The 16,376-nt window shown below is 44.1% G+C and carries 10 protein-coding genes and 1 CRISPR repeat array; of the genes, 3 read left to right on the forward strand and 7 right to left on the reverse strand.

The features are described 5' to 3' along the window. Positions 1-231 precede the first annotated feature (231 nt). Entirely contained in the window at positions 232-1,236 is a 1,005-nt protein-coding gene (gene cas1, locus H8704_RS10750) for a CRISPR-associated endonuclease Cas1 (RefSeq protein WP_022464207.1), read from the reverse strand. 49 nt (positions 1,237-1,285) lie between these two features. Next, positions 1,286-3,161: direct repeats of the CRISPR family, unit length 36 nt; unit sequence GTTCTCGTCCCCTTTTCGGGGTTTCTATCTTTCTAC. A gap of 346 nt (positions 3,162-3,507) precedes the next feature. After that, a complete protein-coding gene (locus H8704_RS10755) occupies positions 3,508-3,813 on the reverse strand; it encodes a DUF1292 domain-containing protein (RefSeq protein WP_022464214.1) in 306 nt (101 codons plus the stop codon). A 279-nt stretch (positions 3,814-4,092) separates the two neighbouring features. On the opposite strand from H8704_RS10755, the gene H8704_RS10760 reads away from it, so the two are divergent. Beyond that, positions 4,093-7,095, forward strand: a complete 3,003-nt coding sequence (locus tag H8704_RS10760; RefSeq protein WP_249298265.1) for a leucine-rich repeat protein — start codon at positions 4,093-4,095, stop codon at positions 7,093-7,095. Positions 7,096-7,428: 333 nt separating this feature from the next. Here H8704_RS10760 and H8704_RS10770 read toward each other — a convergent pair whose 3' ends face one another. From H8704_RS10770 to H8704_RS10780, 3 genes are all read right to left on the reverse strand, one after another. After that, complete coding sequence (locus tag H8704_RS10770; RefSeq protein ID WP_243105518.1) at positions 7,429-7,851, reverse strand: DUF234 domain-containing protein; 423 nt, start codon at positions 7,849-7,851, stop codon at positions 7,429-7,431. 88 nt (positions 7,852-7,939) lie between these two features. Beyond that, complete coding sequence (locus tag H8704_RS10775) at positions 7,940-8,239, reverse strand: AAA family ATPase (RefSeq protein ID WP_243101857.1); 300 nt, start codon at positions 8,237-8,239, stop codon at positions 7,940-7,942. A 336-nt stretch (positions 8,240-8,575) separates the two neighbouring features. Further along, positions 8,576-10,552, reverse strand: a complete 1,977-nt coding sequence (locus tag H8704_RS10780; RefSeq protein ID WP_249298266.1) for an Ig-like domain-containing protein — start codon at positions 10,550-10,552, stop codon at positions 8,576-8,578. 251 nt (positions 10,553-10,803) lie between these two features. On the opposite strand from H8704_RS10780, the gene H8704_RS10785 reads away from it, so the two are divergent. Together H8704_RS10785 and H8704_RS10790 are read left to right on the forward strand one after the other, a co-directional pair. Beyond that, on the forward strand, positions 10,804-11,358 hold the full coding sequence (locus tag H8704_RS10785; protein ID WP_022464339.1) for a restriction endonuclease: 555 nt from the start codon (positions 10,804-10,806) through the stop codon (positions 11,356-11,358). Positions 11,359-11,373: 15 nt separating this feature from the next. After that, positions 11,374-13,806: an ATP-dependent DNA helicase gene (locus H8704_RS10790; RefSeq protein WP_249298267.1), complete on the forward strand. Its 2,433-nt coding sequence runs from the start codon at positions 11,374-11,376 to the stop codon at positions 13,804-13,806. On the opposite strand, the gene H8704_RS10795 is transcribed toward H8704_RS10790, so the two are convergent. Beyond that, the gene (locus H8704_RS10795; RefSeq protein WP_118689408.1) at positions 13,807-14,865 is read right to left on the reverse strand and encodes a hypothetical protein; all 1,059 of its coding nucleotides are present in this window, start codon (positions 14,863-14,865) and stop codon (positions 13,807-13,809) included. Then, entirely contained in the window at positions 14,844-16,364 is a 1,521-nt protein-coding gene (locus H8704_RS10800; protein WP_249298268.1) for an adenylate/guanylate cyclase domain-containing response regulator, read from the reverse strand. Before H8704_RS10800 ends, H8704_RS10795 begins: the two co-directional genes overlap by 22 nt. Between the last annotated feature and the right edge of the window lie 12 nt (positions 16,365-16,376).

Raw genomic sequence — 16,376 nt, forward strand, 5'->3', positions numbered from 1 at the left:
GCGATTATATGTCCCCCGATGATTTTGAAAGATTGTATCAACAGGCAACTTCGGAATTGCTGGCAGGTTAGAATGAGAAAAACTCATTTTAACTTGTACTAAATCTTGACATAGGACCAAATTCTTCTTTTATTATCTACAATATCATATATTATAAGAATGTACAGCTTTTTTCTTGTTTCTTTTTCCTCTGTATTCCAGAAATAATTTTCCATCACGTTTCCTCCTTGATTAACGAATTTCAATTGGCATATATTCATCCACATTTTCTGTTTCAATCGCCTTCACAAACTGTGCAATTTGAAAATCAAGTGCTCTCCGAAAACTAACTGCATACTCTATATATGAAAGATAACGACTATCTGTCCGAAATTTTCCTTCTAATTTTTTGATATACTTTTTAAATCCCTCCTGTTCCAAAAATACTCCCGGGCAATCTGATCCCGAATAGAAATCTTCCAACAATAATTCATGACCATTTAACATACTTAGTGCCGTCGAATCAATTAACACCGCACGCCATTCCTCCATCAAATCGCTAGCTAGCGTCGGATGCTTTTCCCGATCCTTGTGCATGATTCCAAAATACGGATTTAACCCCTTTCCCTCTATCTTTCCGTATAATTCATTCAATATAATAGAATAGCCTAAGCTAATTAAAGAATTAAACGGATCCATCGGAGGACGTCTGGATCTGCCAGAAAATGTAAACTCTGGATCAATCAACAGTGACAACATTTTAAAATATATTTTTGCTGCCGTTCCTTCATATCCCATTACCTGCTCAATGGTATTCGCACAAATGACTTTTTTCTGCATAATCTGCATCTCTACCATAGGGCGATCAATATTCACATCACGTCGCCTGGCATATCGACGTAAAACCACCATTTGATTCCTTATTTTGGCTGAAATGATTTTTCGTGAAAATTCCAGTTTAAATGTCTCATTATTTCCAATCTCTGCTTGTTTTCTCTGCCTCTGTACATTCACGTGGGTTGTGGAAATCAATCTTCCAAAATAGGCACCATTAACAGAATAAAAAATAACATTTACCCCACGCTTTAAGCATTCTGTCACACATTGTGTCGTTAGCTGAACCTTTCCAAAAATTTCAATTACTTCCAAAGTTTCCGCAGGTATGCTCTTTAACATACCATCCTTATATTTCACTTGAAATCGATTACCTTGAATTCCCACACAAGCACCTTGTTCGCACACATATAGATAACTCATACAATCCTCCTCTCTGCAAAATATCCATTTTACTTAATTATATCCTATACATTCCGTCCCCTTTTCGGGGTTTCTATCTCTCTACCAATTTCCCAGATTTGAAACCGAAGAACAACCCGTTCTCGTCCCCTTTTCGGGGTTTCTATCTTTCTATAGGCAAAATATGACGGTGTGTATTTCATTGATACTGTTCTCGTCCCCTTTTCGGAGTTTCTATCTTTCTATAATATATAATCACCGCAAGGGGGTAGGCGGTCAACGTTCTCGTCCCCTTTTCGGGGTTTCTATCTTTCTACCTTATGTTGATGATGTTTATGACGTCAAGTCAAAGTTCTCGTCCCCTTTTCGGGGTTTCTATCTTTCTACTGATTTGTGGGATGGCACAGTTAAAGAGACCAAAGAGTTCTCGTCCCCTTTTCGGGGTTTCTATCTTTCTATGCCATGTGGTATTGTTTGATACGGTTCACTTGGTTGTTCTCGTCCCCTTTTCGGAGTTTCTATCTTTCTATTCGGAGATGAAGTTTTGCGAAGATTATGGGTGTGTAGGTTCTCGTCCCCTTTTCGGAGTTTCTATCTTTCTACTTTAATTAAAATCGCAAAATAAGCAAGGCTGGCGTTCCCGTCCCCTTTTCGGGGTTTCTATCTTTCTACTCTTAACCGCTTGCCGTATGGTTTAAGCGATAGTAGTTCTCGTCCCCTTTTCGGGGTTTCTATCTTTCTACTTATGTACCAGTACACAAACAAAAACGGAGAAACTGTTCTCGTCCCCTTTTCGGGGTTTCTATCTTTCTACATCGAAATGACAAATTTTATGGCATATGGCTACGAAAGTTCTCGTCCCCTTTTCGGGGTTTCTATCTTTCTACGTGGGATTTCCGATTGTTATGTGTGGCGCATTGGCGTTCTCGTCCCCTTTTCGGGGTTTCTATCTTTCTACTATTCACTATGAATACAATGAACAAATTAAACAAGGCGTTCTCGTCCCCTTTTCGGGGTTTCTATCTTTCTACAGGCATTGCAAGTGGAGTGTGCAAAGATTAAGTCGTTCTCGTCCCCTTTTCGGGGTTTCTATCTTTCTACAGAAGCAAGCTGAGCTTATTATTGACAGGTTGAAGTTCTCGTCCCCTTTTCGGGGTTTCTATCTTTCTACTTCGAAATGTTGTAATTGGATACCCTTTTTTTAGGTAGTAGTTCTCGTCCCCTTTTCGGGGTTTCTATCTTTCTACAAGTGATGGTGAAGGAAGCAATCGAGATAGTAAGTTCTCGTCCCCTTTTCGGGGTTTCTATCTTTCTACGATGCTATTCAGACAGTTGGATTTCCCATTATCGTTCTCGTCCCCTTTTCGGGGTTTCTATCTTTCTACTAAAAATGTCTTAACTTTTAGCTACGCCACTACGTTCTCGTCCCCTTTTCGGGGTTTCTATCTTTCTACGTTACAATATTCCACTGTGACAGCAGTATCACCAAGTTCTCGTCCCCTTTTCGGGGTTTCTATCTTTCTACGGAAGTTATGGGGCGGTTAGAGATCGAAGATATGGTTCTCGTCCCCTTTTCGGGGTTTCTATCTTTCTACAAAGAATGGTAAGTGTAGGGTATATCTGAAAGGGTTCTCGTCCCCTTTTCGGGGTTTCTATCTTTCTACGTGAATAGTGCATTTGTTGAATTATATAATAAAGTGTTCTCGTCCCCTTTTCGGGGTTTCTATCTTTCTACAAAGAATAATTTATATAAACGCAAATGATACACAGTTCTCGTCCCCTTTTCGGGGTTTCTATCTTTCTACTGGTAGAAGCAAAAGTTATAAATGCGTTCTTGAAGGTTCTCGTCCCCTTTTCGGGGTTTCTATCTTTCTACATTATATTTTTTTTGGAAAGAAATCTCGCTTTAGGTTCTCGTCCCCTTTTCGGGGTTTCTATCTTTCTACCCTTCCCTCTACATCCCTTGCTATATTTTACTTTCCTCTTTTACCTCAGACACATTACGCCACCATGTATTATACTGGCGCAGCACCTTAATCACCTGATCATCACTGACAATTGCCATCGTACCACCTCCATATATCTGTTATCTCTTAAAATTAATTTTATATACTTTTATAATTCCACCAAAATTACTATATTATATTTTAATATCTCCGCTATGAAAATACAAGTATATTTTATAAAATATCCGGGAGTTATTAAAGTATACTTTAATAACTCCCGGATATTTGTACGACTATATTTTATTTTTAGATCATAAAAATGCAACATCCACTGCAGACGCCCGCTCTATTCCCCTTCAAACTCCCGGTTCCACATCCGGGTATCCAGAATCTCCTCATAAGCGTCTGCTGCCGCATCATACTCTGCCTCTTCCTCGATATCCTCCATCTCAAAATCATCATTTCCCAGATCGATCAGACGGAATACATAATATTCTGTAACATTTTCCACATCTGCCGGAATAACTGCTGCATAGAGTCTGCCATCCACTTCATAGATCTCGTCCACATAAAAATCCTTCTCCAGACCATCCTCATCTGTCAGTGTTACCATTGTCTCCTCAAATCCATAACTGCTTTCTTTCTCTGCCATATTAACCCTCTTTTCTGTTGCTATAATGATTTCTTTTAAAAATTAAACCCATTTTTAATAACTCAAGATGCGTTTTGCAACAATTTCATTGTACACGTTTTCCGACACCGGCTCAAGGTGTTTTTCATTTACTTGTGCCGAATTCCACATAAAAAGAACACACGTCGTTCACGCCATATATGAACCGTTCACGCAAATATTCTCATTTACTTGATTTATCCCATATAATCATATAATAAAGAAGAATTTTATTTTGAGTTTATACAAGGAGGATACGATATGAATAAAAAAAATATACCAAAATATTTCCCGGGCTTGTTCTTCCCTGCACTGGTGCTTTTATTACTTACGATCACCATAAATGTACCCACTGCATTTGCGGCTGCATCAGAGGAGGAAATTTCCGCTTTTGAAAAGCTGGATGGGATCTTTCAGGAGTACCTGCTCAAGGACTGTATCGATCCGAATAAATCAACTTACACCGACGACCAGCTTAAAGAGATGACGGATGATCTGCAGACCTATCTTGATCAGTGCGATATCACCACCACATATAAAGAGATGGAAGCCGTATCCCGCTACGTTGCAAACCGCGTGTCTTATAATCTGAACGATAAACGTTACAACCCAAAACACGGAACAGAACTCACATCAGATAACCCATATGATGTCTGGTCCTCCAAGAAGGCGGTGTGCGGCGGATATACTAATCTTTTAAACACTTTATTGGTATCCCGTGGCATTCCAAGCTTTGGACTGGTCACCAAAACCCATGCTTATAGCATTGCTTATAACAAGGATTCTGACTATTGGATCTATATTGATGCAACCGTATGTTCCAGAAATCGTTATGATCTGGAAAGAGACGACGATACAAGCGAGGTTCTGCCGGATGCAGAGGAGCTCTGGACCTCCGGCGGATATAACAGTGCCGGCTTCGATATGACGATACCGACAATGCTGCTGAACCGGGCCGCCTATATGGTATATTCCTGTGGCTACCTCGTAAAGGATGGCTTACGATATTCCTTCCATTGTAATGACAGCAGCTTCAATACCGACTTAGATCTGGACACCTGGAAGGATATGACGGACTGGAATCTCACGCTGTTTGGACCATGGGGTGACGATTATTCAAAGAATGTGAAAGTGACAGATATCGATGGTGTACCGGTTCACAAAGTCTATGACGGTTTTGCCGGAACAGATATTGAATCAGTAGATTTCAGTGAAGCTTCCATAAAAATGATTGTGTCATTGTTCTCTTCCACTACAGGAACCTTCGAAGGATGTACTAAATTAAAAACTGTAACGCTTCCGGATACCGTTACACAATTTTATAGTCAAACCTTCAAAAACTGCACCGCATTGGAAGAGATCAATATACCCAAATCCATCCAGGTTATTCAACCCCAGGAATTTTTAGGATGTTCCTCCTTAAAGACCGTTGACTTCAGAGGCACCTCCGTAGTCAGAATCTGCGATGAGGCTTTTAAAGACTGTACTTCTCTCGCCTCCGTATATTGGGGCGAACCTAAAAATCTTTCCATTGATGCTTATGCTTTTCAGGATTGTACGAATCTGGAAACAGTGGATTGCTCCAAAACAAATATTTCTTCTATAGAAAATTACGCATTTTACAACTGCTCCAAACTGAAAAAGATCGATCTGTCGAGCAGTACCATGGAACAGACAGGACAAAGTATTTTCAGAGCATGTACCAGTCTGGAGGAAGTGATCCTGCCTAAGACCTTGAAAGAAATCAACTACCTGACATTTTCCGGAACAGCGATCAAAACGCTTGACCTGAGAGAAACTGCCATCACAAAAATCATTGATTCGGGCTGTGCAAATATGGATGCATTGAAAACGCTTTATTTACCGGCCACATTGGAAGAATTCGGTGATTATGCATTTCTTGCCAAAAAAAGCAGCTCCGGTAAATTATATATCTATTCCGTTATTCCGGAAGCGGATATCAATGCTATGGCAGACAAAGCAACAGGTGTCTGGTCCGGCCGCTCGATCAGTTTTCCAAAGGGTTCCTACACCATAATCTATGATGGAAATGGGGCCGCCGCAGGTACGATGGATGCACAGACGTGTATGATTGACGGCTTTACATTTTCTCTTTCCAAAAACGCCTACACAAGGGAAAACTATACCTTTACAGGCTGGAACACCATGTCGGACGGAAGTGGTACTTTTTATCGGGATGAGGCCAAGATTTATCCACTGACAGAAACAGATCAGGCTGAAATCACCTTATATGCCATGTGGAAAGACAGTTCGGTCACAGACTACACTATCACATATTTTTTAAATGCAACGAATGTACAAAACGATAATCCGGCAGCTTATACCAATAATTCAGATACCATCACGTTAAAGGATCCTATTCGGGAGGGCTATACTTTCCTCGGCTGGTTCTCTGATAAAGAATTGACACAACAGGTTACTGAGATTGCCAAAGGAAGTACCGGAAACATCACCCTCTATGCACATTGGAAACGGGCAGATGCCTGTGAACACGAGTGGATCCAGACCGCTGTCATTGAACGGGCAACCTGTTCCCAGGAGGGAACTGCAACCCGCGCCTGCACAAAATGCGGCAAAAGTGAAGTAATCACTCTTCCGATCGATCCTGACTATCATTGGGAGAAAGAGGTTGTAAACAAAAAACCTGCTACGACAACCGAAGAAGGATACACAGGTGATACCATTTGTAAGGCCTGCAAGAAGGTCCTGCAACAGGGAGAAGTCATTCCAAAGAAGGGAACTGCATCGGAGACACCGGCTGCATCCAATAAGCCTGACACTTCTAATACACCGGCAGCATCCAATAAACCCGGCACTTCCAACACTCCGGCTGCTTCCAATGCACCGGCAGCCACAAAGAAGCCGTCTTCCTCCAATACACCATCCGCAACAAAGAAGCCGTCTGCTTCCTCTGGTACACAGGATGCTTCCTCAGAGACTTCCATCAAAGCGTCTGCTCCAAAAGCCGTCAAGGGACTTCGTATTGTAAACCAAAAGCCGTTAAAGCTTATCATCACCTGGTTGCCGGAGACCACGGTCAAGGGATATGAAGTGCAGTACGCAATGAACAAGAAATTTACCAGGTCCTTAAAGAAAAAGACAGTAAAAACCACTTATTGTACTGTAAAAAAAGTAAAGCGATCCAAAACCTATTTCGTCCGCGTCCGTGCTTATAAGCTTCAGGGAATGAAAAAGATCTACAGCAAGTGGACGAAGGTTAAAAAGATTAAAGTGAAGAAATAAACAACACGGTCTGGCAGGTCTTTATATTTCGGAAGGCCTGCCAGCTTATTCGGCTAATTCTTCAACAGACTCCTTAATGATCTCGTAAGCCTTGTCGCAATCCTCTTCCGTCAGGATCAGTGGCGGCACCATACGAATGATATGTGCTCCGATGACTGTGATCAGAAGCTTTTTATCAAAACATTTATGCTTTACATCTACACCCTCACCAGATACACATCCAGACTCATGCCTTTTGAGGTGCGGACCCTTTTTAAATTAACAATGCTGTCCCTTCCTTTCTGTGCCTATACGCAGCAACCCCGCCAAGCATCTGTCTTTTAAACCGGCAATCTACCGATACAGATCGTCCAGCGTAAACAGGCAGACCTCATTCCGGTCAATCTCATCAAACCATTTCGTATATCCACTCAGCGAAAAGAATAAATATCTGGTTATGCGGTACTTTGCCGGAATCGCTTTACTTCTTCTGACCAGAGTTTCATAAATGGATCTGTCAATCTTTTCGTTTTTAAACTTGCATTCTCCCACAACCATCACCTTATCTATGGCGGACAGGCCTACCACATCAATATCCGCCTGCCGGGTTGTTTTACCTCCCTGCTCATCCACAAGCACCTCCGTCCCCCACCAGGTTCCGGTCTCTGTCAGAAAGCAGTTAAATTTCCCTGCGATTCCTTCTTTGAGTGTATAATATTGGCACATTTCTATGACACTACATGCCTTTGGAATAAATTCATACCAGAATTTAAACATGGAATCCTTTAAAACATATTTTGTCTTTCTTTTATTTTTTTCTTCTGTAATACAGCGTCTTTTTTCCACAAGCCCTACACTGATCAGCTTATTTAAAGAATATAATATCCGAAAATTCCTGCATCAGGAAGTTTCGTGTCTCATCATACAGATATCCATCGGTCCGGAAAAAAAGCTTCTTAATATTTTCATCTAAGCTCTTCTCCGGATCGATCATAGAAAGATATTTTGCAACACCGCCTGTTACACCGTAACAGATGGCCTTCTCCTCATTTGTATAAGATGGCACAAATAATGCAGACTCCAGATAATCAAATGCATCCAATTTGATCTGGGAATCCCGCCGTCCAAACAACGGACTTTTCTCGCTGAGCACCTTGTCTTCCATAAAGCTGAGTGCCGAACCGCAAAGAATAATATATAGATTCTTGTCAGCCCATTCATTATCAATGTACTTTTTGCTTTTTTATTCAAATTGATTTAATTCAAACCAATTTTAATCAAATCGGTTTAAATTAAATTTTACTCTCCTACAAATCCCCTGTCAAACAGAAAAACCCCCGGAGAACTCATAACACCTCGCTTGCACCAGCTGCGAAGGCAGAATTTCCGGCTTATTCATGGCATAATTTGAGCGCATATCGAAACAATTCGATATGCGCCCTTAAAAAGGTTTATTATATTATGTCCATATTATCTATGAAAATTGCAGACTGACGGACATTTAACTTTCTGAATCATACAAACATCCATTGATATAAATTTCATAAGAAGCAAAGTCGATATGCTCATCACCATTCTCATCATATGGAATATACATATAATCGCTGACAGTTTCTCCTGCCTTCGGACTCTCATATGACCAACATACACCAATTACATTTCCCCGTGCATCCTTATACAAGCAAACCAAATCTATACGTGCTTCTTTCGAATCATCATTCTTGATTTCATAATCAATCTGACTGTCTCCATATTCATCAACCGTTTTCCGACTGGTTACTGTAATTTTGGATGTTAAAGGGGAGCAAAACTCCTCTGTATATGTCTGATCTACCTTGATACTAATCTCACTCTTTGACAGATCTATTTTGTCTTTATTCTCACTAGAAGGAGATATCAGGTTATAATACAATCCGTTCTTTTCCAGGAAATATCCATCTGAAGATGATTGATCCGTATGTATCTCACCGTAGTCATCATATGTCAATGCATTTCCCTGTGCATCCTTCCATACAACTGTCACTTCAAAATAATTTACTGTGACATCATTATTATTGACCAATTTCAGCAGTATCTGACCCGTTGACAATTTCTGAAGACTTGCCTTCATATTACTTGCAAGCGCTTCATTATCCGCATCTGCCGATCCCGGTGTAACAACCGGAATGTCCGGTGTATAACTTTCTTCCGGCCGGGATGGATTCTCTGGTGACGCTGTCTGCTCCGGTTTCTTTGTATCCTCCGGTGACGCTGTATCATTCGGCTTCTCTGTCTTAACCGGGGTCTTTGTCTCCTCCGGCTCCTCTGTCTTAACCGGAGCTTTTGTCTCCTCCGGCTGCTCCGGCTCTACTGCGGCAGCGGCACGGTCATAGATCTCTACCTTTGTGATCGTATCATCATTTCCGAACAGGCCAACGTACTCATTTCTCAGGAATTCTTTGGTCAGAGCTACTTCCTCTCCACTTGGACATTTCAGCTCATCATACCAGTTATAAGCGGATGCAGCACCACCATTTTCCAATGTCACACGGATGACAGGATCTGTCATTCCCTTAATGATCTGTGACAGCTCATTGGATGCTCCGATAAAATTGTCACTGTATTTGTTCATAAGCTCAAGACCACACTTATAGCTGCCGATCCCTACCTTGATGTTTGTGAGACTCTCATTCACGGAGTTGGATCCGCCGTCTCCCTGCTCGTGATCCTTGGATGACGGATAGGTATCCGGCCCTCCCCATCCTGTTATGCTTCCGACAAACTGATAAACCACTCTCGGCTTAACCGGTGACGCTGTATCGTTCGGCTTCTCTGTCTTGACCGGTGCCTTTGTCTCCTCCGGTGCCTCCGTCTTAACCGGTGCTTTTGTCTCCTCCGGTGCCTCCGTCTTAACCGGGGCTTTTGTCTCCTCCGGCTCCTCCGTCTTAGCCGGTGCTTTTGTCTCCTCCGGCTCCTCTGTCTTAACCGGGGTCTTTGTTACTTCCGGTGCGTCCGTCTTTCCCGGTACATTTGTCCCATATGGCCTGCCGGTTCCTGCCGGATTCTTTGTGTTGGACGGAGCATTTGTCTTTCTTACCGGTGCCGTCGCTGCCGGTGCCTTTGTGGCAGTCGGTGTCTTTGTCTGTGTTACAGGCCAGAATTCCTCCGGCTCTGTTGTTTTTCCTTTAACGGTTACACTACATGAATATTTCTTTTTCTTAATCTTGGCTCTTATTTTCGCTTTTCCCACGCTCACAGCCATAACCTTACCGGTACTGCTCACCATGGCAACGCTTTCATTGCTGGATGACCACTTTGCCTTTTTGCCGGTACCCTTAAGCTTCAGCTTCACGCTTTTACCTACAGTCAATGTCACCTTTTTCTTGTTCAGTTTAATTTTGGCTTTTGCCTCGCCTTTCATAGGAGCCCCTCCAACAACACCGGTCAACGCCAGCACCATACTGAGAGTCACTGCGATTGCCTTATAACCCTTCTTCATAAATAGTTCCTCCTTATGTTTTCCTATCATAAAACAAGCTGCAAATATAGTGTATCACACACATGGTTTTATTTTCTTTCCGTTTTTTTCACTTTTTCCGCCTTGCATTTTCTTCCGCCATCATATAATATATTCTTTGCCGAACAAACATTCTGTAATCTATTTAAGAATGTTGTGAAACTTAACTTTCACACGGTGACTTTGTTCCTGCAGTCCAAATTTTAAGGACTCGGAAAGGATTAAAATTTATTATGAGACATAAGCGATTGACTTTATATATATTCCTGTGGGGTATGCTGGCGGCACTGGTTCCTGTGGGACTTGTATTTCTCTTTCTGGGAGCACCGCGGGATTTTTTTGCCCCGGCAGTCTGCGTAGGACTTCTTTTTATGATCTTCTGCCTTTGCAAGATCCACTCTCTGTTTCGTTCCCGGAGCCGCTATATTCGCGGGGACTGGTCACTGACCGATCTGGACGATATCTCCGGTGCGGATTTTGAAGCTCTGACCTGCGACATTCTTGCCTCCAACGGTTTTGAGCTGGCAGAGAACACGAAGGCAAGCGGCGATTTCGGCGTAGATGTTCTTGCTTACCGGGACGGAATTTCCTTTGCGATCCAGTGCAAGCGATACAACTACGACGTGGGCATCGAAGCTGTCCAGCAGGTATATGCGGGACGCGCATTTTATGAATGTCATGTCGCGATGGTTCTGACCAATCAATATTTTACCCCTGCCGCCCGTAAGCTGGCAGACAAGATCGGGGTTGTTCTCTGGGATCGCGATATGCTGGAGAAGATGCTATAGGAAAGGAGGGATCCCGTGCACTGCGTTAAAATTTCTGTGCGTAATCTCGTAGAGTTTATTCTGCGAAGCGGCGATATTGTTGCGTCCGAAAGTGGTCTGGCGGATCCCGACGCCATGCAGGAGGGTACCCGGATCCACAAAAAGCTTCAGAAACGCATGGGCTCCACCTATCTGGCCGAGGTTCCCTTAGACATTACTGTACCTGTAACCTATGATGGGGTTTCCCTTGAAATTACTGTGGAGGGGCGCGCCGACGGCATTTTCCCGGCAAAGGACGGAAGTAGCATGACCATTGACGAGATCAAGGGAATTTACCGTCATGTCTCCCGTCTGAAGGAACCGGTTCTGGTCCACAAGGCGCAGGCCATGTGCTACGGCTATATCTACGCAAAGAAAAACAAGCTCAAGAATATCGGTATCCGGATGACATACTGCCATATTCCCACAGAGGAGGTGCGCATCTTTGAGGAACGCATTTCCTTCCGGAAGATTGAGAACTGGTTTCTGGATCTGGTACAGGAGTATGCCAAATGGGCTGCCTGGGAGATCAAATGGCAGGAGGAGCGCAACCGCACGATCCGGAGCTTACGCTTTCCCTTTGATTACCGGGAGGGACAGCAGACTCTCGTGAAGGGTGTTTATCAAAGTATTCTTCGGAAGAAACGTCTCTACATCGAAGCACCTACCGGAGTAGGTAAGACTATCTCCACTGTGTTTCCTGCCGTCAAATCCATTGGCGAGGGAATCACCGAAAAAATTTTTTATCTTACTGCCAAGACCATTACCCGGACCGTTGCCCAGGAGTCCTTTACTCTCCTTGCGGCACAGGGCATGCGGCTCAAATTTATCACATTGACCGCCAAAGAAAAAATCTGCATTTTAGATAAGCCCCAGTGCAACCCTCAGGCATGCCCCAGAGCTTTGGGTCATTTTGACCGAGTCAATGATGCCGTGTATGATCTGTTGACCCAGGAGGATTCCATCTCCCGTGATATGATCCTCTCCTATGCTGAGAAGCATAATGTCTGTCCCTTTGAAATGAGCCTGGATGTGAGTACATGGTGCGATGCCATCATCGGTGACTACAATTACGCCTTTGATCCCACGGCATGCCTGAAACGTTTCTTTGCCCAGGAGACAGAAAACCCCTATATATTCCTGATCGACGAGGCACACAATCTGGTGGACCGCGCCCGTGAAATGTACTCTTCTACGCTGATCAAGGAGGATTTTCTCAAGATCAAAAAGATCATGACCACTCACTCCCGCAAAATTGCCCGCAGTCTGGAACGCTGTAACAAAGAGCTTCTGGAGTTAAAACGGGAATGCGAAGAACGAAAAATTTATGATTCCATTGAGATTGAACCATTTGTAATGAAGGCGCTGCGCCTCTCCTCCCTATTAGAAGAATATCTCCACAGCCGGACGGACTCCGGAGATTATACAGCACTCCCCGACATTACACCGGGGGATCCGGCTGCGCTGCCTCTGGACAATGATTCCAGAGAGGATGTTCTGGCATTTTATTTTGAGCTGCGCTATTTTCTGTCCATTTACGAAACATTAGATGAAAAATATATTATTTACGGAGACTACGATCCTGCCGGAGCATTTTATCTCCATCTGCAGTGTATGGACCCCTCCGGCAATCTGGACAGTTACCTGAAACGGGGACGCTGCGCCGTCTTTTTTTCGGCAACCCTGCTTCCGGTACAGTACTACCGGGATCAGCTGGCAGGACGGGAGGATGACTATGCTATTTACGCTCCCTCCCCGTTTTCCTCCTCCAACCGCCTTCTGATGATCGCAAGGGACGTAAGCACGAAATATACCCGGCGAACCCCGGCAGAATATCAGCGCATCAGCGATTATATTTTACGTTTCATCCAGGCAAAAACGGGAAATTATCTGATCTTTTTTCCTTCTTACCGTATGCTGGAGGACATCCGGAGTTATATCGAAAGCTCCTCCTACTGTCAGGAATGTGTCAATGTTTATGTTCAGGAAACTTCCATGAGTGAAACGGAACGGGAGGAGTTCCTGTCCCATTTTGAGGACACACCGACAAAAACCACCATCGGTCTGTGTGTAATGGGCGGAATCTTCGGCGAAGGGATCGATCTTAAGGACAGCCGGCTGATCGGTGCAGTGATCGCAGGAACCGGGCTGCCTATGGTATGTACACAAAATGAACTTTTCCGGAATTATTTTGACGAAAAAAAGGGTACCGGATTCAACTACGCGTACCAGTACCCGGGTATGAATAAAGTCCTGCAGGCCGCCGGTCGTGTGATCCGTACCGATTCTGACCGGGGTGCCATCCTTTTGCTGGATGAACGCTTCCTGCAAAACAGTTATCAGTCATTATTTCCAAGAGAATGGTTCCCTTATGATGTCGTCACCGCAGACTCTATGGGGAAATATCTGTCCGATTTTTGGGATAGATAATCAGTTTTCCTCATATGTCTGCCCAAAAATATCTCCCCGGATCACATAGATATCTGTCAGATCATCGGGACGCACCGCCATATAATCTCCCTTTCGGCCAAGGAAATATTCATGGCTTTTCCCCACCGGGAAAATCTTCGTTCGTTTTTCCAGACGGCGGGCATAAATTCCGGCCTCCTGCTTCGGATAACATAAACGGGCATACTCATCAATGCTGATAAAGTCCTGCTCCGGCAGCTTCTGAAGCTCCGGCCAGAAGTCCATCATCTGCGTAAATACATCCAGCGGCTCATTGGTAGTTTCATAGCTGTTTTCAAACTTCTGACGCTCAATATCGTAAATCTCGCCCTTACAGCCAATCATAATATATGTATCCTCTGCCGCTGTAATCTCCAGCCCGGACTCATTTTCCAATGAACGGATCCACAAGGTTGTTCCCGCCGGAGACACGTCCGTTGTTTTGACGTAAGCCCACGCCACCCGTTTCTTACGATAATATTCAAATGACTTAATTTCCTCTGTATGGGCTTCCCCATACTCCCTCGCATCAATCCAATCACAGTCCCGAAAATAGGACTCTGCCTGATTCATCAGATATTCAATGGTTTTCTCCGTCCCCTGTGCTTCCATCTGCAGCTTGAGTATCACCGATGATACCCGTACACTGGCACAGGACACATCTCCCCGGATCAGCCCAAAGTCCGGCATCAGATAATCCAGAAATTCCAGCGGACGCACCCGTTTTGTATCACTCAAAAACAGCAGACATTTCTCCTCATGTTCTCCCCACAAAAGCAGCAGAAAATGATTGCCCGATGCACGGAGCATATCCAGCTTTTCCTGCAGCCATCCATTATCCCACACCGCATTCTCCTGTTCCGTTTCCGAATGCTTCAAGAACTGCGCTGCCTGCTCCTCCGAAATCTGTGCCGCCACCAGCTTCTCATCCTGATCCCTGCAGCAGATCTCCGCCTGTGGAAGCATATGATGTCCCATATCCGGTACATACTTCCATTTTGTGTTTTTCTCTTCTCCCATTACTCCTCCTGTTTCTCCCATATCTGCCCTGCAAAACTGCGAAAGCTTCGGTTTACATGGGTAAAGCGTAAGGTAAGGAATCCATCCTTAATCTCAATAATCTTAGCATAAATCTCCGTAAATAATGCCCTGCCGTCATCCCCGGCGGCAAATATTTCCACATCCATCCCTATCCGTAGATCATATTCCTCTTTTTCGTCCATCTGTACCACAGCACGCTTGTACGAAAAACGGCACAGTCTTCCGGTGACACAGATATCCTGTATCAGTTTACCTTCAATGGGATACATATTAAACAGCACCCATCTGTCTACTAAATGAAGTACATCATTTCTCTGTTCCCTGATCCGGCAATTATAACTGCCCCGAATAGACCGGATCTCACACACCGTAATAGGATACTGCATTCCCTTTGCCTGAATCTCCTGCTGGGAGGAAATCTCCACCGGTGCATTAATACGGCTCAGACAATCTCTGGATGCCAAAACCTGCCCGCCTACACTAAAGCTTTCAATCCGGGAACATTCATTGACCACGCTGCCGATCACATTGTACCGCATCAGCTGCTCGGAACCCACATTCCCGATAAATGCCTCTCCCCGGTGAATGGCAATTCCCATTTCCATCAGCGGATATCCGTTCCGGGTGCAATATTCATTGACCCGTTCCATATTGTTCTGCATCTTGATCGCTGCCGCAATGGCATTTTCTGTCTGATGCTCTGAAGCGATCGGTGCTCCAAAGACCGCCAGGATCGAATCTCCCAGATACTCGATCACCGTCCCTTTATGCTCAGTCAATGCCGGAAGCATGCTCTGGAAAAAGTAATTTAATACATCCGTGACCTTCTCCGGCGACAACCCCTCGGAAATAGAAGTAAATCCTCTGAGATCCGCCATCATAACTGTCAGCTCCCGCTTTTTGCCACCGATGGCTGCTCCCTCCGGATGCTCCAGGATCTCATTGAAAATATCATCGGAAAAGTACTGTCCAAACACCTGACGAAGCAGACTGTTTCTTGCTTCCAGCTGGCGGTTCAGCTTTACGATCTCCTCCTGTTCCCGCAGGTGGTTTGCCTGTTGTACCAAAAGCTTTTCGTAATTTTTCGTCACATCATGCTGCCATGCCGTCTGCTCAATACGCATGATCCCTTCTCTGGAAAACGGTTTATGTAAAACTACTGTCGCTCCCCATGAATAGCACTCCCGATCAAGCTGCTTTGTTCTCGCCTCTGTCATAAAAAATAACGGAACACCCGCCAGATCCTTCTGCTTTTTAATATAGGATACTGTAGCAAAGTCCTCTTTTTGGGACATACCATAATCCACCACAATCAAGGAAGGTGCTTCTCTCCATTCCTGACTTGCCTTTTCCACAAGCTGCCTCTCCTCTATGGATCTTTGTACCGCTTCCAGAGACAGCTTGCAGACCGCTCTCATGCCACCCGTAGAATTGATCCTGCGCTGGGCTTCTATCATTTCCTGACGGTCATTGCCGATCACCCATATATTTCTCCCCATATAATCCTCATT

It is taken from the genome of Jutongia huaianensis (genome assembly GCF_014384985.1).
GTDB classification, from domain to species: Bacteria; Bacillota; Clostridia; order Lachnospirales; family Lachnospiraceae; genus Jutongia; species Jutongia huaianensis.